This window comes from Bradyrhizobium sp. G127 (genome assembly GCF_021502575.1).
Taxonomy (GTDB): domain Bacteria; phylum Pseudomonadota; class Alphaproteobacteria; order Rhizobiales; family Xanthobacteraceae; genus Afipia.
This window is the reverse complement of sequence record NZ_JAKFGN010000001.1, coordinates 1,235,998-1,256,067: the sequence shown is the minus strand read 5'-3', so window position 1 is coordinate 1,256,067 and position 20,070 is coordinate 1,235,998. Positions and strand designations below refer to the sequence as shown.

The 20,070-nt window shown below is 63.3% G+C and carries 17 protein-coding genes; 10 read left to right on the top strand and 7 right to left on the bottom strand.

What is annotated here, in order from left to right:
* The first annotated feature begins 109 nt into the window (after window positions 1–109).
* The 4 genes from LVY71_RS06080 (at window position 110) to LVY71_RS06065 (ending at window position 4,782) form a co-directional block, all read left to right on the top strand.
* Window positions 110–1,375, top strand: a complete 1,266-nt coding sequence (locus tag LVY71_RS06080; RefSeq protein ID WP_235098914.1) for a cytochrome P450 — start codon at window positions 110–112, stop codon at window positions 1,373–1,375.
* Between the two features lie 131 nt (window positions 1,376–1,506).
* Window positions 1,507–2,670 carry an acyl-CoA dehydrogenase family protein gene (locus LVY71_RS06075; RefSeq protein ID WP_235098913.1) on the top strand — a complete coding sequence of 388 codons (1,164 nt, stop codon included), beginning with the start codon at window positions 1,507–1,509 and terminating at the stop codon, window positions 2,668–2,670.
* Between the two features lie 142 nt (window positions 2,671–2,812).
* Entirely contained in the window at window positions 2,813–3,928 is a 1,116-nt protein-coding gene (locus LVY71_RS06070; RefSeq protein ID WP_235098912.1) for a CaiB/BaiF CoA transferase family protein, read from the top strand.
* The gene (locus LVY71_RS06065) at window positions 3,925–4,782 is read left to right on the top strand and encodes an HTD2 family dehydratase (protein ID WP_235098911.1); all 858 of its coding nucleotides are present in this window, start codon (window positions 3,925–3,927) and stop codon (window positions 4,780–4,782) included. Before LVY71_RS06070 ends, LVY71_RS06065 begins: the two co-directional genes overlap by 4 nt.
* Before the next feature lie 25 nt (window positions 4,783–4,807).
* Here the strand turns inward: LVY71_RS06065 and LVY71_RS06060 are convergent, their stop codons facing one another.
* The 3 genes from LVY71_RS06060 to trhA all read right to left on the bottom strand — a co-directional run bounded on the left by LVY71_RS06060 (window position 4,808) and on the right by trhA (window position 7,068).
* Window positions 4,808–5,281 (bottom strand): VOC family protein, encoded by a 474-nt coding sequence (locus tag LVY71_RS06060; protein WP_235100025.1) that lies wholly within the window; start codon window positions 5,279–5,281, stop codon window positions 4,808–4,810.
* A 69-nt stretch (window positions 5,282–5,350) separates the two neighbouring features.
* Complete coding sequence (locus LVY71_RS06055) at window positions 5,351–6,148, bottom strand: SDR family oxidoreductase (protein WP_235098910.1); 798 nt, start codon at window positions 6,146–6,148, stop codon at window positions 5,351–5,353.
* A 218-nt stretch (window positions 6,149–6,366) separates the two neighbouring features.
* Window positions 6,367–7,068 carry a PAQR family membrane homeostasis protein TrhA gene (trhA, locus tag LVY71_RS06050; protein ID WP_235098909.1) on the bottom strand — a complete coding sequence of 234 codons (702 nt, stop codon included), beginning with the start codon at window positions 7,066–7,068 and terminating at the stop codon, window positions 6,367–6,369.
* A gap of 289 nt (window positions 7,069–7,357) precedes the next feature.
* On the opposite strand from trhA, the gene LVY71_RS06045 reads away from it, so the two are divergent.
* From LVY71_RS06045 to LVY71_RS06035, 3 genes are all read left to right on the top strand, one after another.
* A complete protein-coding gene (locus tag LVY71_RS06045) occupies window positions 7,358–8,827 on the top strand; it encodes a YcjX family GTP-binding protein (RefSeq protein WP_235098908.1) in 1,470 nt (489 codons plus the stop codon).
* Window positions 8,824–9,867, top strand: a complete 1,044-nt coding sequence (locus tag LVY71_RS06040) for a YcjF family protein (RefSeq protein WP_235098907.1) — start codon at window positions 8,824–8,826, stop codon at window positions 9,865–9,867. Before LVY71_RS06045 ends, LVY71_RS06040 begins: the two co-directional genes overlap by 4 nt.
* A gap of 277 nt (window positions 9,868–10,144) precedes the next feature.
* Entirely contained in the window at window positions 10,145–10,405 is a 261-nt protein-coding gene (locus tag LVY71_RS06035; RefSeq protein WP_235098906.1) for a hypothetical protein, read from the top strand.
* 56 nt (window positions 10,406–10,461) lie between these two features.
* Here the strand turns inward: LVY71_RS06035 and LVY71_RS06030 are convergent, their stop codons facing one another.
* On the bottom strand, window positions 10,462–12,021 hold the full coding sequence (locus LVY71_RS06030; protein WP_235100024.1) for a glycosyltransferase family 39 protein: 1,560 nt from the start codon (window positions 12,019–12,021) through the stop codon (window positions 10,462–10,464).
* A 237-nt stretch (window positions 12,022–12,258) separates the two neighbouring features.
* Between LVY71_RS06030 and LVY71_RS06025 the strand changes: the two genes are divergently transcribed.
* Window positions 12,259–13,998, top strand: coding sequence for an adenylate/guanylate cyclase domain-containing protein (locus LVY71_RS06025; RefSeq protein WP_235098905.1), 1,740 nt, complete (start codon window positions 12,259–12,261; stop codon window positions 13,996–13,998).
* A gap of 168 nt (window positions 13,999–14,166) precedes the next feature.
* Window positions 14,167–14,367, top strand: coding sequence for a cold-shock protein (locus LVY71_RS06020; RefSeq protein ID WP_235098904.1), 201 nt, complete (start codon window positions 14,167–14,169; stop codon window positions 14,365–14,367).
* A gap of 70 nt (window positions 14,368–14,437) precedes the next feature.
* Here LVY71_RS06020 and htpX read toward each other — a convergent pair whose 3' ends face one another.
* Window positions 14,438–15,361, bottom strand: a complete 924-nt coding sequence (gene htpX, locus LVY71_RS06015) for a zinc metalloprotease HtpX (protein WP_235098903.1) — start codon at window positions 15,359–15,361, stop codon at window positions 14,438–14,440.
* 270 nt (window positions 15,362–15,631) lie between these two features.
* Between htpX and LVY71_RS06010 the strand changes: the two genes are divergently transcribed.
* Window positions 15,632–16,852 (top strand): multidrug effflux MFS transporter, encoded by a 1,221-nt coding sequence (locus LVY71_RS06010; RefSeq protein ID WP_235098902.1) that lies wholly within the window; start codon window positions 15,632–15,634, stop codon window positions 16,850–16,852.
* 420 nt (window positions 16,853–17,272) lie between these two features.
* Here the strand turns inward: LVY71_RS06010 and LVY71_RS06005 are convergent, their stop codons facing one another.
* Together LVY71_RS06005 and LVY71_RS06000 are read right to left on the bottom strand one after the other, a co-directional pair.
* A complete protein-coding gene (locus tag LVY71_RS06005; protein WP_235098901.1) occupies window positions 17,273–18,142 on the bottom strand; it encodes a hypothetical protein in 870 nt (289 codons plus the stop codon).
* A 137-nt stretch (window positions 18,143–18,279) separates the two neighbouring features.
* Window positions 18,280–19,908: an NADP-dependent glyceraldehyde-3-phosphate dehydrogenase gene (locus LVY71_RS06000; RefSeq protein WP_235098900.1), complete on the bottom strand. Its 1,629-nt coding sequence runs from the start codon at window positions 19,906–19,908 to the stop codon at window positions 18,280–18,282.
* Window positions 19,909–20,070 lie beyond the last annotated feature (162 nt).

The window sequence follows — 20,070 nt, the reverse complement described above, 5'->3', positions numbered from 1 at the left end:
CGATGTAATTCGCGGAATGACAAAGCGTCCGATGCGGCCGGGTCACAGCAAAGCCGGCATCCGGGCGTAAAAAATCAGGGCGTCAAGGACGTCTGAGGGGAAGCGAACGATGCACGGCACAACGACAACCACTCGCGACGAGCGCCAGAAAGCCGCACGCGAAAAAGCCTATTCCACGCCTCTGTCTGAGTTCCATCCCGGCGCGCCGGCGCTGTTTCGCGACGATACGCTGTGGCCCTATTTCGAGCGGCTGCGCAACGAAGAGCCGGTGCATTACTGCACCACGTGCCCAGTCGGGGATTACTGGTCGGTGACCAAGTACAACGACATCATGCATGTCGATACCAATGCCGCGATCTTCTCCTCCGACATCAAGTATGGCGGCATCAACCTGCGCGACATGGGCGAAGACTATCAATGGCCCAGCTTCATCGCGATGGACGAGCCAAAGCACGGCCCGCAGCGCAAGACCGTGTCGCCGATGTTCACGCCGGTGCATCTCGACCGGCTGGCAGTCCTGATCCGCGAACGCTCCGCCACCATCCTCGACAACCTGCCGCGCAACGAGACCTTCAACTGGGTCGATCGCGTGTCCGTTGAACTCACCACTCAGATGCTGGCCACGCTGTTCGATTTTCCCTGGGAAGACCGCCGCATGCTGACGCGCTGGTCGGACCTGTCCACCGCGCTGCCGAAGAGCGGACTCTACGAGAGCGAGGAACAGCGGCTCCGTGAACTCGGCGAATGCGCCGACTATTTCATCCGGCTGTGGAACGAGCGGCTCAAGACCCCCGGCAACGACCTGATTTCGATGATGGCGCACAGCGACGCGATGCGCACGATGGACCGCAACGAGTTGCTGGGTAACCTGATCCTGCTGATCGTTGGCGGCAACGACACCACCCGCAACTCAATGAGCGGTTCGGTGCTCGCCTTGAACGAGAACCCGGACGAATACGACAAGCTGCGCGCCAACCCGGCGCTGATCGACAGCTTCGTCCCCGAAGTGATCCGCTGGCAGACGCCGCTGGCCCATATGCGCCGCACCGCGTTGCAGGACACCGAACTCGGCGGCAAGCGGATCAAGAAAGGCGACCGCGTTGTGATGTGGTACGTCTCCGGCAACCGCGACGGCGAGGCCATCGAGAACCCCGACAGCTTCATCATCGACCGCGCCCGGCCGCGCACGCACATGTCGTTCGGCTTCGGCATCCACCGCTGCCTCGGCATGCGGCTGGCCGATTTGCAGCTCAAGATCATCTGGGAAGAAATCCTCAAGCGCTTCGACAACATCGAGGTTGTCGGCGAGCCGACCCGGATCTATTCCAGCTTCGTGAAGGGTTACGAGACCCTGCCCGTCCGCATCAACGCCTGACCGGACAGGATGCCATCTGTTCGCGGCCAGCTTCTTGCGGCCACTGGCTGCGCCACGAATGCAAATTCGGAATACCGCTGCGCGTCCCAAACCGCTGGATCACAGGCGTGTGATCTGCCAAACACTCCCGCATGACACATCACGAGCAAGATTTTTCTGACATCCGCGAGTCGGTCGCAAAACTTTGCGCCCAATTCCCCGGCGAGTACTGGCGCAAGCTGGACCGCGACATGGCCTATCCGAAAGAGTTCGTCCAGGCGCTGATCGACGCCGGCTATCTCTCGGTCCTGATCCCTGAAGAGTACGGCGGCTCGGGGCTGAAGCTGTCAGCGGCGGCGGCGATCCTGGAAGAGATCCAGCGCGCGGGCTGCAACGGCGGCGCCTGCCACGCCCAGATGTACACCATGGGCACGCTGCTGCGGCACGGCAACGAGGAGCAGAAAGCCAAGTGGCTGCCGCGCATCGCCAGCGGCGAGCTGCGGCTTCAGGCCTTTGGCGTCACCGAGCCGACCAGCGGCACCGATACGTCTTCGCTGAAGACTTTTGCCAAGCGGGAGGGCGATCACTACGTGGTCAACGGCCAGAAGATCTGGACCAGCCGCGCCGAATATTCCGACCTGATGATCCTCTTGGCGCGCACCACGCCGAAGGAGCAGGCCGCCAAGCGCACCGATGGACTGTCGGTGTTCATCGTCGACATGCAGGCGGCGCAGAAGGCCGGCGGCCTCACCATCCGGCCGATCCGCACCATGATGAATCATTCAACTACGGAAGTATTCTTCGACAACATGAAGGTGCCCGCCGAAAACCTGATCGGCGATGAAGGCAAGGGCTTCCGCTACATCCTCTCCGGCATGAATGCCGAACGCATCCTGATCGCCTCGGAATGCGTCGGTGACGCCAAGTGGTTCATCGCCAAGGCGAGCAACTACGCCAAGGAGCGCTCGGTGTTCGGCCGCCCCATCGGCCAGAACCAGGGCATCCAGTTTCCGATCGCGAAGTCCTACGCCAATATGCGCGCCGCCGAACTGATGGTGCGGGAGGCCACACGGCTCTACGAAGCAGGCAAGGACTGCGGCGCGGAAGCCAACATGGCCAAGATGCTGGCGGCCGATGCCTCGTTCGAAGCGGCCAACGCCTGCATCCAGACCCACGGCGGCTTCGGCTTCGCCGAGGAATACGATGTCGAGCGCAAATTCCGCGAGACCCGGCTCTATTCGGTGGCGCCGATCTCGACCAACCTGATCCTGTCGCATCTGTCCGAGCATGTGCTCGGCATGCCGCGTTCGTATTGAGGCGCGATGATATGTCGTCATTGCGAGCGGAGCGAAGCAGTCCATTCCTGGATCAACAGCTGGATTGCTTCGTCGCGAGCGCTCTTCGCAATGACGAGAACAACAATCAAAGCTCCAATTGTCGCGTTTGAGGGAACTGACGATGCTGCCGCTTGAAGGACTGACCGTCATCGCCGTCGAGCAGGCGGTCGCAGCGCCGTTCTGCACCTCGCGTCTGGCCGATGCCGGTGCGACGGTCTACAAGGTCGAGCGTCCGGAAGGCGATTTCGCCCGCGGCTATGATGCCGCGGCCAAGGGCCAGAGCAGCTATTTCGTCTGGCTCAATCGCGGCAAGAAGTCCGTGGTGATCGATCTGGCCACCGACGAGGGCCGCAAGACCCTCGAGCGCCTGATCGCGGGCGCCGACGTTCTGGTGCAGAACCTCAAGCCCGGCTCGATGGACAAGCTCGGCTTCACCCGCGAGCGCCTGCGCAAGGATTATCCGGCGCTGGTGATCTGCACCATCTCCGGCTACGGCGACGACGGCCCCTATGCCGAGCGCAAGGCCTATGACCTTCTGATTCAGGCCGAAAGCGGCCTCGCCTCGATCACCGGCGGCCCGGAAACGCCGGCGCGTGTCGGCCTGTCCATTGTCGATATCGCCACCGGCGCGACGGCCCATGCCGCGATCCTCGAAGCGCTGATCGGGCGCGCAAAGACCGGACAGGGCGCGGACATCCGCATCTCGATGTTCGACGTCATGGCCGACTGGCTCACTGTGCCGCTGCTGAACGCCGAGAATGGTCAGCCGCCAAAGCGCATGGGCCTCGCGCATACATCGATCGCGCCTTACGGCGTGTTCCGCTCCAAGGACGGCCGCGACATCCTGATCTCGATCCAGAGCGAGCGCGAGTGGAAGAAGCTCTGCGCCGATGTGCTGGCCAAGCCGGATCTGCCGAACGACCCCCGCTTCGCCAGCGGAGTCGCGCGCGTGCAGAACCGCGCGCTTACCGACAAGACGGTGGCCGACGTGTTCGCCACCATGACCCGCGACGATCTGGTGAAACGGCTGGACGAGGCCGACATCGCATTCGCCGAGGTCAACACCATGGACGACCTTTCGAAACATCCGCATCTGCGCCGCATCGAGGTCGAGACGCCCAATGGCGTCGTCGCCTATCCCGCGCCCGCGTCCATTGTCGTCGGTGAACAGCGGCCCTATGGCGCGGTGCCAGCCGTCGGCGCAACCGGCGAAAGCTCGCAGGGAAAGACATCATGACCGCGACACCCGACATCGATCATCTGCGCCAGTGGATCGGCCGCACCCAGGAGGCGTCCGACGTCATTACCGCGCAACTGGTGAAGGGCCTGCGCGCGACGCTGTTCCTCGACATCGGCACGCCTGTCGAGGGCGACGTCGCGCCGTTCACCACGCACTGGTGCCTCGCGCAGCCGGTGGTGCCCATGAGCGAAATCGGAAGCGACGGCCATCCCGCGCGCGGCGGCTTCCTGCCGCCGGTGCCGCTGCCGCGCCGGATGTGGGCCGGCGGCCAGATCGAATTCATCGATCCGCTGCGCGTCGGCGACACGGTAACGCGTTCGTCGCGCATCTCGGACGTGACCATGAAGACCGGCAGCACCGGCGCGCTGTGCTTCGTCTCGGTGGATCACACCATCACCACGCCGCGCGGCACAGCCATCCGCGAGCGGCACGACATCGTCTATCGCGACATCGCGCCTGCCGGCGACGCGAAGGCCGCGCCGGCTCCGACGCCTGCCCCCGCTCCCGCCGCGAAGCATCGCGAAAGTCACATGGCCGATCCGGTGCTGCTGTTTCGTTACTCGGCGCTGACCTTCAACGGCCACCGCATCCATTACGACCGCGACTATGTCACCAAGGTCGAGGGGTATCCGGGCCTGATCGTGCACGGCCCGTTGCAGGCCTCGCTGCTGATCGAATTCGCGGCGAAGCTGCGCGGCGGAAAGCCGCCCGCGACGTTCGTCTATCGCGGCGTCAGCCCGCTGTTCGACGGCGCCGAATTCAGCGTCAACGGCAATGAGACGGCTGCGGGCCTTGAGGTCTGGACCGCGAACGCCGCAGGCGTGCCGACCATGAAGGGCACCGCGAGCTGACAGCCAGGCCGCGTTCGGTTTTCGATCAGCCGCGCCGCGCTGCCTTGATCGCAGCCACGTCGATCTTCTTCATTTCCATCATGGCTTCGAATGCACGCTTGGCTTCAGCGCCACCGGCCGCCAGCGCCTCTGTCAGCACGCGCGGCGTTATCTGCCATGAGACACCCCATTTGTCCTTGCACCAGCCGCACGCGCTCTCCTGCCCACCATTGCCGACAATGGCGTTCCAGTAGCGATCGGTCTCGTCTTGATCATCGGTAGCAATCTGAAACGAGAAGGCTTCATTGTGCTTGAACGTGGGACCACCATTCAGCCCGAGGCAAGGGACACCGGCGACTGTGAATTCCACAGTGAGCACGTCACCGGCCTTGCCGGATGGATAGTCACCGGGAGCATGGTGAACGGCGTTAATCGAGCTATCAGGGAAAGTTGCAACGTAGAAGCGCGCCGCGGCTTCGGCGTCCTTGTCGTACCACAGGCAGATCGTGTTTTTCGCAATTGCCATAGCTGGTTCCCTTTACGCTTGGAGCCCATTCCCCCCGGTTTCTCATGCGCCAAACAGCGCTGATCATTTTTTCCCGAACATCTCCCGCGTGGCCGCCTGCAGCTTGGCCATGCCGCCGATCCAGCGGTCGTAGTTCTCGGTCTTCTTGCGCATGTAGTCGATCACCTGCGGGTGCGGCAGGATCAGGAAAGTCTCGCGGTCGATGCCCTCCAGTGCGCACTGCGCGACGTCCTCCGGCGTGAGATTGCCGTCGTTGGACTGCGGGCCCTTCGGCATTCCCCTGATCATGTTGGTTTCCACACCCTGCGGGCAGAGAATCGACACGCGGATGTTGTGCGCCTTGTGCGAGATCGCGAGATTTTCCGCGAAGCCGACGGCGGCGTGCTTGGTGGTCGAATAGGCGGCGCTGCCGACCTGCGACAGCAATCCGGCTGCCGAGATGGTGTTGAGGAAATAGCCGCCGCCGCGCGCACGGTAGCGCGGGATCAGATGCCGCGCCGCATAGACATGGGCCATGACGTGAACGGCCCAGCTTCGCGCCCATGGCTCGTCCGATGTGCCGCCAGCATTCTCCGACATCATGTCGAAACCCGCGCCGATGCCCGCGTTGGAGCAGAACAGATCGATCGGGCCGAAGTTCTTTTCGGTCTCGTCGATGACATGGAGAATGTCGGCTTCCTTGCCGACATCGCAGGCGAACGACGCGCCACCGATGGAATCGGCGACGGCCTTGGCGCGTTCGCCGTCGAGATCGACGACGATAACCTTGGCCGCGCCCTCGCGATGGAAGATTTCAGCAAGCGCCTGGCCGATGCCATTGGCGCCGCCGGTGACGACAACGAGTTTTCCGGAGATTTTCATACAGATGTTTTAGATGGGAAAAACGGGGAGATCAATCGGCACAAAGATCGTCATGCCGGGCATGATGGCTTGCGAACAGGACTCGCCATATCGTCATCCCGGCGAAAGCCGGGATCCATAACCACTGGCCTCTCGATCAAACCGGATGGTTGAATCTCTTTTTGAAAAACACCGATAGGGCTGATGGGTCCCGGCCTTCGCCGGGACGACTCAAACCATCACGCAGCGACCAGCACGAGGTCGAGCACCGCGGTATAATGCAGCCCGGCTGCGAACAGCACGAAGGAATGCCAGATCGCATTCTGGAAGCGCAGCCGCTCCCAGGCATGGAAGACCACGCCGAGTGAATAGATCAGCCCGCCGGCCGCGATGAACCACATGGTCGAAACCGGCAGCGACGACACCAGACTGTCGTAAGCCACGATGCCGCTCCATCCCATCGCCAGATAAAGTCCGATCGAGAGACGGTCGAACCGACCCGGCAGAAAGATCTTGAGCGCAATCCCCGCCGCAGCCACCGACCATACGCCGATCAGCAGCACGGTCGCCATGAAGTGGTCGTTCATCTGCACCAGAAACGGCGTGTAGGTTGCCGCGATCAGGATGTAGATCGCCGAATGATCGAACCGGCGCAGCACCCATTTGACCGGCGAGACCGGCCAGAGATTGTATGTCGCGGACAGGCCGAGCATGGCGAGCAGGCCTGCGACATAGACCGACACCGAAATGACTTCGGCGCGCGAGGCGTAGTTGCCGGCGACGACCACAAGCGCGATGGCCGCGATCAGTCCGAAGGCGATGCCAAGCACATGGACCACGCCGTCCGCGATCAGCTCCGCGCGATCATAATCCCAGCGCACCACGCCGCCGCCGGCGACGCGGGCATGAGAACTTGGCTGCTTCAATCGGAAGATCGTCATACGGCGCAACCTGTCTCTTTCCTCGTCAAGCAAAACGGATAATCCGGCAATGGTCAACGAACGATGAAACGGGAGCGATCAAGATTCATGAGGGTTTGAAACTTGATTTCAGCCCCATAAAACCCCAGCTTCACAATACTGTCGCATGGCTCATACTTTGTCTGCTGATCTCGCCAGAGCGTTTTCGCGAGAAAACGTTCTCAACTATAATTTAGCGCGTATTCTGATCGCAAAACCGGTACCCACTTTTGCGGAATACGCGCTTGTCCGATAAAGTCTTGATGGAATTATGGCACCCAGCTTTTCGGACATTGTCGAGGAAGCAAGACTTTCGGTTCGCTCGCTGATCGAATACGGCGAAAGCCTGTTCAATCCCACCGTGCGGCTTGGCGTCACCGGCCTGTCACGCGCCGGCAAGACGGTGTTCATCACCGCGCTGGTGCATGGCCTGCTGCGCGGCGGCCGCTTTCCGGTGTTCGAGTCGCTGGCAACAGGGCGCATCGCCCGGGCGCGGCTGGAGCCGCAGCCCGACGACGCCGTTCCCCGTTTTGCCTATGAGAGCCATGTCCGCACCCTGATCGAGGACCGGCGCTGGCCGCACTCCACCGTGGACATCAGCGAGCTGCGGCTCGTGATTGACTACCAGCGCAAGAATTCCGCGTCGCGCCAGCTCACGCTTGATCTCGTCGACTATCCCGGTGAGTGGCTGCTCGACCTGCCGCTGCTGAACAAGAGTTACGAGCAATGGTCGATGGAGAGCCTTGCGCTCTCCCGTCGCGAGCCGCGCGCACGACTCGCAGCGCAATGGCATGCGCATCTCGCGACACTCGCCCCGAAAGAGCGCGAGGATGAGCAGGCGACGCTCACAGCCGCAAAGCTGTTCACGGATTATCTGCGCGCCTGCCGCGACGAACGCTTCGCCATGAGTCTCTTGCCGCCCGGCCGTTTCCTGATGCCGGGCAATCTTGCGGGCTCGCCCGCGCTGACATTTGCGCCGCTGGATGTGCCGCAGGACGGTATCGCGCCCGAAGGATCACTATGGGCGATGATGCGGCGGCGCTACGAGGCCTACAAGGATGTCGTGGTGCGGCCGTTCTTCCGCAATCACTTCGCGCGGCTGGACCGCCAGATCGTGCTGGTCGATGCACTCGCGGCCTTCAACGCCGGACCTGAGGCGCTGACCGATCTCGAAGGCGCGCTGTCCGGAATTCTCGATTGTTTCAACATCGGCCGCAGCACCTTCGTCAGTTCGCTGTTCCGGCCGCGCATCGATAAAATCCTGTTCGCCGCGACCAAGGCCGATCACCTGCACCATTCCAGTCACGACCGGCTGGAAGCCATCCTCAAGCGCATGGTAGAGCGCGCCGCCTCGCGCGCCGCGTTCGCGGGGGCCTCGGTCGATGTGGTGGCGCTGGCCGCCGTGCGGGCGACGCGCGAGGCACTGGTGCAGCAGGGCCGCGAAAAACTGCCCTCGATCCTCGGCACGCCGGAACAAGGCGAGATGTCCGGCGGCGAGGTGTTCGACGGCGACACCGAAGCCGCGACCTTTCCCGGCGATCTCCCGGCGAAGCCCGACGACTTGTTCAGCGGCGACGGCGCGTTCCGCGGCCTTCACAGCGGGGCATCCGACCAGACCGACTTCCGCTTCCTGCGCTTTCGTCCGCCGCTGCTCGACCACAAGGCTGGCGAAGAGCCCGCGCTTCCCCATATCCGTCTCGACCGCGCGCTTCAGTTCCTGATCGGAGACAAGCTGCAATGAGCGACAAGCCGCATCCCCGCAAGCCGGCGGCGTTCAAGCTCAACGATCCCCGCGTCATCCTGATGGATGCCGAGGACGATCCGTCACGCCCCGCGCGCGGAAAGGTCCACATCACGCCGGAATCCGACCCGGCGCAGTTGCCCGTCCCCATCGACGAACCCGCAGTGCCGGTGCGCAAGGGCTTCGGCTGGGTCACCGTGTTCTGGATCGCGCTTGCCGGGCTGGTCACGCTCGGGCTTGGCCTCGGCATTTCCAATCTGGTCGAGGACCTGTTCAACCGCAGCACGAGCCTCGGCTATATCGGCCTCGTCTTCGCCATTCTCGCGGTGCTGGCGCTGGTGGTCATCATCGCGCGCGAAGCCTTGAGTCTCGCGCGGCTCGAAACCATCGAGAAGCTGCACGCCCGCGCCAACGCGGTGCTGCTCAGTGACGACCGCAAGGACAGCGACGCCATTGTCCGCGATCTTCTGAAAGTGGCGCATGACAATCCGAAACTCGCCCGCGCCCGCGCGGCGCTGGAAGAACACGGCCGCGACATCATCGACGGCGCGGACATGATCCGGCTCGCCGAGCGCGAACTGATGACGCCGCTCGATCAGGAAGCGCGGCGGCTGGTGTCGAGTGCCGCGCAGCGCGTCTCCATCGTCACCGCCGTCAGCCCCGGCGCGGTGATCGACATGCTGTTCGTGTTCGCCGCGGCGCTGCGGCTGGTGCGGCAACTGGCGCGGCTCTACGGCGGCCGCCCCGGCACGCTGGGCATGATCCGGCTGATGCGCCATGTGGTGGCGCATCTGGCATTGACCGGCGGCATGGCCGCCAGTGACAGCCTGATTCAACAAATGCTCGGCCACGGTATCACCGCGAAGCTGTCGGCCAAGCTCGGCGAAGGCCTGCTCAACGGCCTGCTCACCGCGCGGCTCGGGCTTGCCGCCATCGACGTGACGCGCCCATTGCCGTTCGCCGCACTGCCCCGCCCGGCGCTGTCCGATCTCGCCAAGGACCTGCTCAAGCGCGCGGGTGGCGGGCACGAGAAGGGGTGAGGCTAGCCTGACAATTCGTCGAGCAATCACTCCCAACTCTCGTCATGCCCGGCCTTGTGCCGGGCATCCACGTCTTGGAGATGCCTCGGTCAGACGTGGATGGCCGGGACAAGCCCGGCCATGACGGATCGTTTCGAATCCAAATTCGTCTCCTACAAAAACGCGAGCATTTTCAATATCAACAGTCCCCATGAACCTGTTGTCCGGACGGCGCGACCAATCTGCAAGGGGTGGATATCGGTCAACCCGCGCAATCGCGCTACTTTGGAGAACGGCCATGCTTCGCAAATTCGCTCTCGTTCTTGCTGCTTCCGCTGCGCTTGGCGCAGCCGCACTTGCTCCGACCGCCGCGTCCGCCGGCGGCTGGCACGGTCATCATCACTGGGGTCATGGCTGGGGCCATGGTCACGGCTTCGGATTTGGTTTCAGCCCGGTCATCGTGAGCGGCGGCTATGCCGACGACAGCGGTTGCTACGTGCAGCGCCGCGTCCGCACGCCCTACGGCATCCGCTGGCGCACCGTGAACGTCTGCTACTGATGCCGGGCGTTGCCTGAATCGAAAACCCCGGTCGCGTGATGCGGCCGGGGTTTTTGTCAGTTCAGCAGTCGCCAGCGATAGAACGGCGAGTCCGGAGGCGGCGACAGATCGGGCGTCCATCCGGTGACGGTCTTGAAGACGAACGGCTCGATCACCACGCCGCGCCATGTGCGGTCCGCCTGCCCCACAACACGAAACACCGCGGGCGTTTCTTTCTCCATCACGTTGCCGTCGTTCGGCGCGCTGTCGACATAAAGCCCGATGCCCGATCTCATGGCTGCGCTGGCAGTGTCCGTGAAGCCGATGAAGCGGCTGCGCTCATTGACCTGCACCACCGGAATGCTGTCCTTCAGATGCCAGCGCAGTTCCGCGTAAATTCTGTAATCGAGCGTCGCGATCCATGTGGCGCCCGCCTTGTCGGCGGCGGCCTTGGCACGCTGCGCGATCTCGCCATAACCGGCTTCCTTGGCGACCGGGTCCTGTCTGGCAGCGACCGCGAAATTGCTGACGCTGTAATAGTAGAAAATCGCGACGTTCAGCACAAAGCCGAGCACCAGCGCTACCTTCGCCCACGGCGCAGCGGTGCGGGCAATCCAGCCTGAACGGCCTTCCCCGCCCATCGCGTCAAGATTGATCGCCGCCGCTGCGAAAGCGAACGGCCAGATCACCAGCGGCCAGGTGTCGCCGATCCGCAGCGACAGTGATTTCCACAGGAAGTACGCGAACGGCACCAGCGCGCAGGTCGAAACCAGAATGAACGCCGGATGCTGCCGGCGATAACCGCGCCACGCCAGCAACACGGTGCCCGCCAGCGCCACCGGAAACAGAACCGGGCCGACCAGCGCCAGTTGCAGCCCGAGAAAATCGCCGAGGGTCCGCGCGGACAGGCCGTGGTCGGCGCCGGCGCGGATGAACTGGAATTTGAACGACGCCCAGTCGTGCTGCGCGTTCCAGATCAAGACCGGTGAGAACACCAGCAGTGCGACGATGATCGCAAGCCACGGATACGGGCTACGCAGCCAGCGCGCGCGCCACAGCGGCACCAGCAGAAACGCCAGAATCGCGGGCGCCAGAAAGATCGCGGTGTATTTCGACAGCAGCGCCAGTCCGCCGAATAACCCGGCGGCGAGCCACCAGCGGCCATCGTTGCTTTCCGTAAGGCGAACCAGCGACCACACCATGGCGAGAGAAGACGCGATCAGCCCGGCATCCGGCACGATGCGCGACGCGAACAACCCGTACTCCGGAGCCGCGAACGGCATCAGGACCGCGACCACGACCGCGCCCCTGTTGCGCGTCACTCGCCAGACGATGTCGGCGAGAATGACCCAAGCGATCCACATCGCCAGCAGCCCGCCGAACCGCGCGCCGAAACTGGTGTCGCCGAAGATCGCCGTGCCGAAACGCACCAGCCATCCCACCATCGGCGGATGGTCGAGGTAGGACAACACGTATTCCTTCGACAGCGTCCAGTAATAAGCTTCGTCGGTACGCAGGTCCGCAATCACGGCGTAGATCACCTGCAACGCCACGAGAACGGCCAGCGCCAGCGCCGCGAAACGCGTTTCGCGGGACGTCAGCAGTGGGGCGGTATCATCGGCGGGAATTTGGGCCATCGAGGTCAGCGGCTCGGGACGACAGATCAGGCTGCCGCCGGGGTCATGGTGCGGTTCGCTTTTCCGCGACCCCGGTCGTGAAGTCAAACCGCTCCCCTTCTACCAAGTCGAGCCGCCCATGGCGTCCGGCCCGGCTCTTCGATAAAATTTCACCGCTCGGGACAATTCCTGCGCGCGCGATCAGGATTGTCGATCAGGATCGTCGGTCAAGATTCATGGATTCGGACGGTTCGCAGCATGGCAGAAAAAGCCGTTTCACCCTTCACGCGGCATCTTCGCGGAATCGGCCTGCGCCAGGTGCGGCTGGCCAGCGGCATTGTGCTGTTCAGCTACATCGCCAGCCATTTCATCAATCATGCGCTCGGCAACGTCTCGATCGCCGCGATGGAGGATTTTCTCAACTATCAGATGCTGTTCTGGCAAAGCTGGCCGGTCCTCACCGTATTCTACGGCGCGGTGCTCATTCACATGGGACTCGGGCTCTGGGCGCTCTACGCGCGACGACAATTCCGCTGGACCCGCATCGAGGTCACACAGCTTCTGTTCGGCCTCAGCATTCCGCCGCTCATCCTGTCGCATTTTGTCGGCGTGCGGCTCGCCTCGCCACTGTTCGGCATCGAACGCGACTATCCGCAGGTCTTCTTCGCCCATTGGGTGAGCGCGCCGGACAACAAGTGGTTCATCTGCGCGGTGCTGCTCATCGCATGGGTCCACGGCTGCATCGGACTTTACTTCTGGTTCAGATCAAAACCGTATTTCAAAAAAATCTCCTCGCTGCTGCTCGCTATTGCCGTGATCGTGCCGACGCTCGCCCTGCTCGGTCTCTATCAGGGCGGCCGGACCATCGTGCGCGCCAGCGCGGCGCCGGAATGGCGCGCCGACAATCTGTCCGCGGAGAAGACCGGCACCGCCGCGCAACAGGAACTGCTGGGACGGATCACCCTCTATGCGCAGTACGGCTATTTCGGCCTGATCGGCCTCGTGATCGCGGCCCGCGGCGTGCGTCTGCTGCGCGAGCGCCGCCGCGGCCTGGTCAAACTGTCCTACGGCAACGGCAAGACCATTCGCATTCCGGTCGGCCTGACCGTGCTGGAGGCGAGCACCCGGTTCAACATTCCGCATTCCAGCGTCTGCGGCGGACGGGCGCGATGCTCGACATGCCGCATCCGCGTCATCGGGGATTGCAGCGCGCTGCCCGAACCGTCGAACCGCGAAACCTTCGTGCTGGATCGCGTCGGCGCCGGGGGCGATCCCGCCATCCGTCTCGCCTGCCAATTGCGCCCGACCAGCGACATCGCCTTCTTCCAGATCTTCCCGCCGCATGCGAGCCCGTCGGCGGCGGCGAGGACCGCGCCCGTTCATCCCGGCAAGGAGCGCTATGTGGTCAGCATGTTCGTGGACATGCGCGGCTCAACCAAGCTCGCCGAACAACTGCTGCCGTTCGATACCGTCTTCGTCATCAACCGCTTTCTCACCGCGGTCTCGCAGGCCGTGGTCGAATGCGGCGGCCAGCCGAACCAGTTCGTCGGTGACGGACAACTGGCGCTGTTCGGCCTCGCCACCCATCCGCAGACCGCCTGCCGGCAGGCGATCGAAGCGGCGGCGCGGATCGCGGTCCGTGTCGATGCGCTGAACGAATTTCTCGGTGAAGACGTGCCGGAACCGCTGCGCTTCGGAATCGGCATCCACGGCGGCGAGGTCATCATCGGCGACATCGGGTCGCAGGAGCATATGGTCTTCACCGCGCTCGGCGATTCCGTGAACGTGGCGGCGCGGCTTCAGGACATGACCAAAACCCTGTCCTGCGAGGTCGTGCTGTCCCAGGATGTGCTGAAAACAGCCGGTGTTCCGGCCGGCGACCTGCCCCGGATGGAGGTCCCGATCCGCGGCCGGGTCGAGCCGCTGGTGGTCCATACCGCCGAAAAAGCCGGAACGCTGTCGGCAATCACCGCCCATTTCGCAGTTGCAGCAGCGTAAAAAACCGCAGATTCTTGCAAAGTTTGAGCGAAACTGGCGGCTGCGGCAAGCGCGCACGGCATTTTTGCTATCAAGGCACACGCTTAACGCGTATCGTGCGTGCCGTTGGACACGCCATCCGCGGGGTTCGACGCTTGTTACAGGTCTTACCCTCTTGGAGACGACGGAATGGCTAAAGGTACTGTGAAGTGGTTCAACCCGACGAAGGGCTACGGATTCATCCAGCCCAGCAACGGCGGCAAGGACGTGTTCGTTCATATCTCGGCAGTTGAGAAGGCAGGTCTTTCTTCCCTCAACGAAGGACAGTCGGTCGAGTACGAAGAAGTTGCAAACCGCGGCAAGACCTCCGCGGAAAATCTCAAGGTTTGATAGGAAGGTCCGATTCAGAAACGCTGAATCGGACCTTTGCTTATTCTGCTTCTGCGACGCGCGGCCTAGATCAATCCCAGGGTCCGCGCGATCTGCCCCACGGGCCACGCCCGCCGGCCGCGCCCGCCGCCGCGGTCGCGACATTGCCACGCGGCAGCTCGCCGGCAAGCCGCTGCAATTCGCGCACACGGTTCTCGGTCGACGGATGGGTCGAGAACAGGTTGTCCATTCCCCGCCCCGACAACGGATTGATGATGAACATGTGCGCGGTCGCGGGACTGCGCTCCGCATCCATGTTCGGGATCTGATGCGCGGCGTTGTCGATCTTGACCAGCGCCGACGCCAGCCACATCGGCTGCCCGCAGATCCGCGCGCCCATGTTGTCCGCGGAATATTCGCGCGTCCGGCTGATCGCCATCTGCACGATCATCGCGGCCAGCGGCGCCAGGATCATCATCGCCAGCGAGCCGATGATGCCCGGACCGTTGTTGTCGCGATGGCCGCCGAAGAACATGCCGAACTGCGCGATCATCGAAATCGCACCCGCGATCGTCGCGGTGATCGTCATGATCAGCGTGTCGTGGTTCTTGATATGCGCCAGCTCATGCGCGATCACGCCGGCAAGTTCCTCGCGGCTCAGCGATTGCAGCAGGCCAGTGGTTGCAGCCACGGCGGCGTGCTGCGGATCGCGCCCGGTCGCAAACGCGTTGGGCTGCGGATTGTCCATCAGATAGACCTTCGGCATCGGCAGTTGCGCGCGCCCGGCAAGCTCGGCCACCAGCCGCACGAAATCCGGCGCGCTGCGCGCGTCGACCTCCTGCGCGCCGTGCATCGACAGCACCATGCGGTCGGAGTTCCAGTACGCGAACATGTTGGTGCCGGCGGCGATCACCAGCGCGATCACCGCGCCGCCCAAACCGCCGATCAGATAGCCAACGCCCATGAACAGGGCCGTCAGACCTGCCAGCAGCACCGCCGTCTTGAAATAGCTCATCGCCGCCTCCTCGCGAGCGCTTTGTTCGAAACAACATTTCCAGATAGATGGTGAGCACCGCCGGGCCAGTTCAAGGCCGCGTTCTGCGACGCCGCGTCGCGTCTGACGGCGGGATTTCGCTGCCTTCGCGCAGTCGTTTCGCGGCGACGGCGGCTTGTTTCACCATCGCCTCGTGCATGGGAGGGCTGTCCAAACGCGGCAGCCAGAGGCCAATCTCCGGTTTTAAATATGATGATCGTCATATAATAAAACCCGACAAGGGGCCCCCGAATGACGATCCAGAATATCGAAGCAAACGACGTGCTGTCCGCATCGGCCGCACGATCATCGATGTCATCGCGCATCATGGTGCTTGCGGCGCTCGCCGCCGTCGGATCGTTCGCGACCAACATCCTGCTGCCGTCACTGCCCTCGATGGCGAAGGCGCTGGATGTTTCCACGGCCGCGGTGTCCTCGACCATCAGCGTTTATCTCGCGGTCTTTGCCGCCGGCCAGTTGGTCGTCGGTCCACTGTCCGACCGCTATGGTCGGTGGAAACCGGTGCTGTTCGGACTCGGCATCTTCGTCGCCGGAAGCATCTGGTGCGAGTTTTCGACAACGCTGCCGATGATGCTGGTCGGCCGGACCATTCAGGCGCTCGGCGCCTGCGCCGCCTCCGTGCTGTCGCGCGCCATCGCCCGCGATCTGTTGAGCGGCGAAGATCTAACGCGCGCCCTCGCCTTCATCATGGTGGCGATGTCAGCCGCGCCCGGCTTCTCGCCGCTGATCGGCGGACTGCTCGACGCCACTTCCGGATGGCGTTCGGAATTCTTCGTGGTCGGCCTGTTCGGCGCCATCGTTGCGCTGGCCTATTTCCGGTATGTCGGAGAAACCCACCGCGCCGACGGCAATGTCTCGATGCAGCCGGGCTCCATCGTGCGCGGCTACTGGGGCCTCCTCACCGATCTGCGCTTCATCGCACCGGCGGGAACCATCGGTCTGTTCATGGGCGCGCTGTTCGCGATGTTCTCGGTGTCGCCGCGCATCCTGATCGATGGACTGGGCTTCTCGCCGATCCAGGTGGGATTATTCTTCGCAACGACAGTGTTCGCCGTGTTTGCCTCGGGAATGGCCGCGCCGCGGGTCGCGATCAGGCTGGGGCACAGCCGCGCGGCCGTGATCGGTCTCGGCATTGCCGGGCTGGGCGCCGTTCTGCTGTTGCTGGCGCACTGGGCCGATCATTCGATCTGGACCTATTTCATTCCGGTGATGGTGTTCCTGAGCGGATTCGGCATGGTCAGCCCGCTGGTCACCGCGACGGCGCTGCAACCGTTCGGCGACCGGGCCGGCCTCGCGTCGGCGCTGGTTGGCTTTCTTCAGATGGCGGGAGCCTCGATCGGCGTCCTGCTGACAGCCTCGATCGCAAGCGCGACTCTCGCCATCGGCGCGGTACAGACTCTGCTAACCATGCTCGGATTGATTTTGTATCTCGCCGGAAAGCGCAAGGCTTGATCCCGAAAAGTGGGAACCGGTTTTCGGACGGATCAGGCCTAAAGGGAAAATTAAGCGACACTCTCAAGGAGAGCGTTGCAACTTCTCCTTAGCAGGACGCACCCCAGCCTTTGGGGAACGGGATCATCGGCCAGGCGCCGGAACCCGAACAATCTTCTGCCTTGTCGCCGGGCTCGAGCACACCGCCGCAATACGGGCAGTTATTGTCATTCGATGGACGCGGCGCATCCCCCACAACGTCGGTGACGTCGTGAGCGAAAAAGTTAACCACATGGAGGCGCGGGGTCAGTCGATATGCTGGCATGCTCATTCCTCTTCATCAGAGGCTGCATCATGCCAGCGAGATCATGCTGGTCCGTTCAAGCGAACACTCAAATTTTAGCGGTCAAATCGTGGCAACTTCGGGTTCCACAACAACGCTTAACGCGTGACGATCAGACCGCGGCTGGTGACGACAACCCAGCGGCCATCCTGCCTGCGGATCGCGTCGACGCGGCCGACGCCCGGCAGCGGATCGCCCGGAATCACATCGAAGATTCCCGCGCGGCCGACGACGGTCGCGGTGCCATCGAACACCTCGCGAAGCGTCCAGCCCTCGACAACAGGAAGCCGGTTCGGCTGCGCTGCCGAGGTCTTGATCGAGCCGGTGGTTTCGGGTGCAGCCGTTGCGGCGGGCGCAGCCGCAGGCGCGCGTAGTTTATCAACCGCCTCGCTCAGCTTCGCCAGTTTCGCGGCCGGCTCGGCCTGCGCCTTCTCAAGCTTCTCAACCCGCTCGGCGATTTTCGCGGACTGCCCCGCGCTGTTGCTCTTGAGCGCCGCGATGTCGGCATTGATCTTTGCGATCGCGCTGTCCACCGTCCGCGCCTGCTCCGCCGCAGCGCTCGCCGCGACAACAGTGGTCTGGTCATTCTTCAGGTAATGGCCCACGCCCGCGGTCGCCAGCGATCCTCCGATCGCGCCGACCGCGGCAGCGATGGTGACAATCGCAGCAATCGACATGCGGCGGCCGGCGGTTGGCGGAGCGGCGGCATTGGCGGCCTGATCGAGAACGCTCTCATCGCGGAAGGCATAATCCTCCCATGACGTGTGCGGCGTCAGGCGTTGCAGGGTGATTTCCCTGGAGGGCTGCTTCGCGGCAGCCGTCGGCGCGCTGGCGTCCGCCGCATCCGCGGCCTTCGCCTCATGCGAAATCATGTCGCCGGTGTCCGGCACCAGCGACGCATCGCTGTGAGTGTCCAAATCCTTGTGAGACGAATCCTGGATCCCGCCGTCGGCAGTATGGTCGGTCATGCGCGCGAACTCCGAATGGGTTTACTATTTGGTAACCACGAATTGGTTGAGAATTCGTTACCCGGCGCATCGCGCCAGCGGCGAGATCGCATCGAAACTCGCGGCAGGCGCGCGCGCCGTCCGCAAGTTTGTATCAACTACAAAATGAACCCAGTATTTATGAAGTTCGACTTGTGGTCGCGCACGATCTCGTCGAGCAACCGCTTGGAGTCCTCGGTCTGTTTTGCCGCGATCATCGAGCGGATCGAGAACGAGCGCAGCGCGTCGTGCACCGAGAGCGTGCCTTCGGCGGAGTCCTTGCGTCCGGTGAACGGGAAGACGTCCGGCCCGCGCTGGCACTGGCAGTTGATGTTGACGCGGCACACCTGATTGACCAAGGGATCGACAAGCTTGCCGATGGTTGCCGGATCTTCGCTGAAGATCGAAACCTGCTGGCCGTGCTCCGAGGTGATCACGTAGTCGAGCGCGGTGTCGATGTCGTCGAACGCCATCACCGGTACGATCGGCCCGAACTGTTCCTCGCGATAGAGAGCCATACCGTCCTTCACCGGATAGACCACCGCCGGATAGAACAGCGTGCCGCCGCTCGTGCCGCCGGCTTCGTTGACGACCTTCGCACCCTTCTCTTTCGCGTCCGCCACCAGCCGCGTCATGTGCTCGACCTTGCCGAATTCCGGCAGCGGCGTGATGGTGACGCCCTTGTCCCACGGCATGCCGGCTTTCAGCTTGCCGAGTTCCTCGGTGAAGCGCGCAAGAAACTTGTCCACGATCGAGCGATGCACGATCAGCATCTTCAGCGCGGTGCAGCGCTGGCCGTTGAACGACAGCGAGCCGAGCAGGCACTCCTTCACCGCGAGTTCGACATCGGCATCGGGCAGCACGATGGCCGCGTTCTTGGCGTCGAGGCCGAGAATGGCGCGGAGCCGGTTGACCTTGGGATGCATCTTCTTGAGATGGTCGGCGACGCGGCTGGAGCCGATCAGCGTCAGCACGTTGACCTTGCCGGATTCCAGCAGCATCGGCACCACCTCGGATCCCTTGCCGTAGACCGTATTGATGACGCCCTTGGGAAACGCGCTGCGGAACGCTTCAAGCAACGGCTGAAACAGCAGCACGCCGAACTTCGGCGGCTTGAATACCATGGTGTTGCCCATGATCAGCGCCGGGATCAGCGTCGCGAAGGTCTCGTTGAGCGGATAGTTGTACGGCCCCATGCAGAGCACGACACCGAGCGGCGTCCGGCGGATTTGTCCAATGGTGCCTTCGACGACGGTAAAGCGCGAGTTGTCGTTGTCGAGATTCTTCAGCGCGTCGATGGTCGCCTTGATGTACTCGACAGTGCGGTCGAATTCCTTCTGCGAGTCCGGCAGCGTCTTGCCGATCTCCCACATGATGAGGTTCACGATCTGCTCGCGCCGCGCCACCATCTGCCGGGTGAAGTCCTGCATGCAGGCGATGCGCTGGGCGACCGTCATGGTCGGCCATTCGCCGCGTCCGCTGTCATAGGCCGCGACCGCTGCATCGAGCGCGATCCTCGCTTCCGGTACGCCGCCGACCGGAGTGCTGCCGAGCTCGACCTGCTGCAAGGCGCCGTCGGCCTTGCGCACGCAGATTGCCGAACGCACCGTCTCCACGGGACCGCGCCACGGCTCCAGCACGCCGTTGACCAGCGTTTCGCGCTGATGGATCGGCGGCGGCAAGCCGCACTCCTTGAGACGGCTTTCCTCCGGAAACAATTCGTTCAACTGCTGCGACGTGAGCATCATGACCTCATCGATTGCGCGTGTCCGCGGGCCGGTCCTGTGAAATCAGCGGGACCCGGACGGATGCGGATGGGACCGGCATGAAATCAGCCGGACCTCGGGTTGGTCAGTGTAGTTTGCCTGACGAATGAGTCGAAATGATAATGTGCAGTGCTGGTTTTTGTG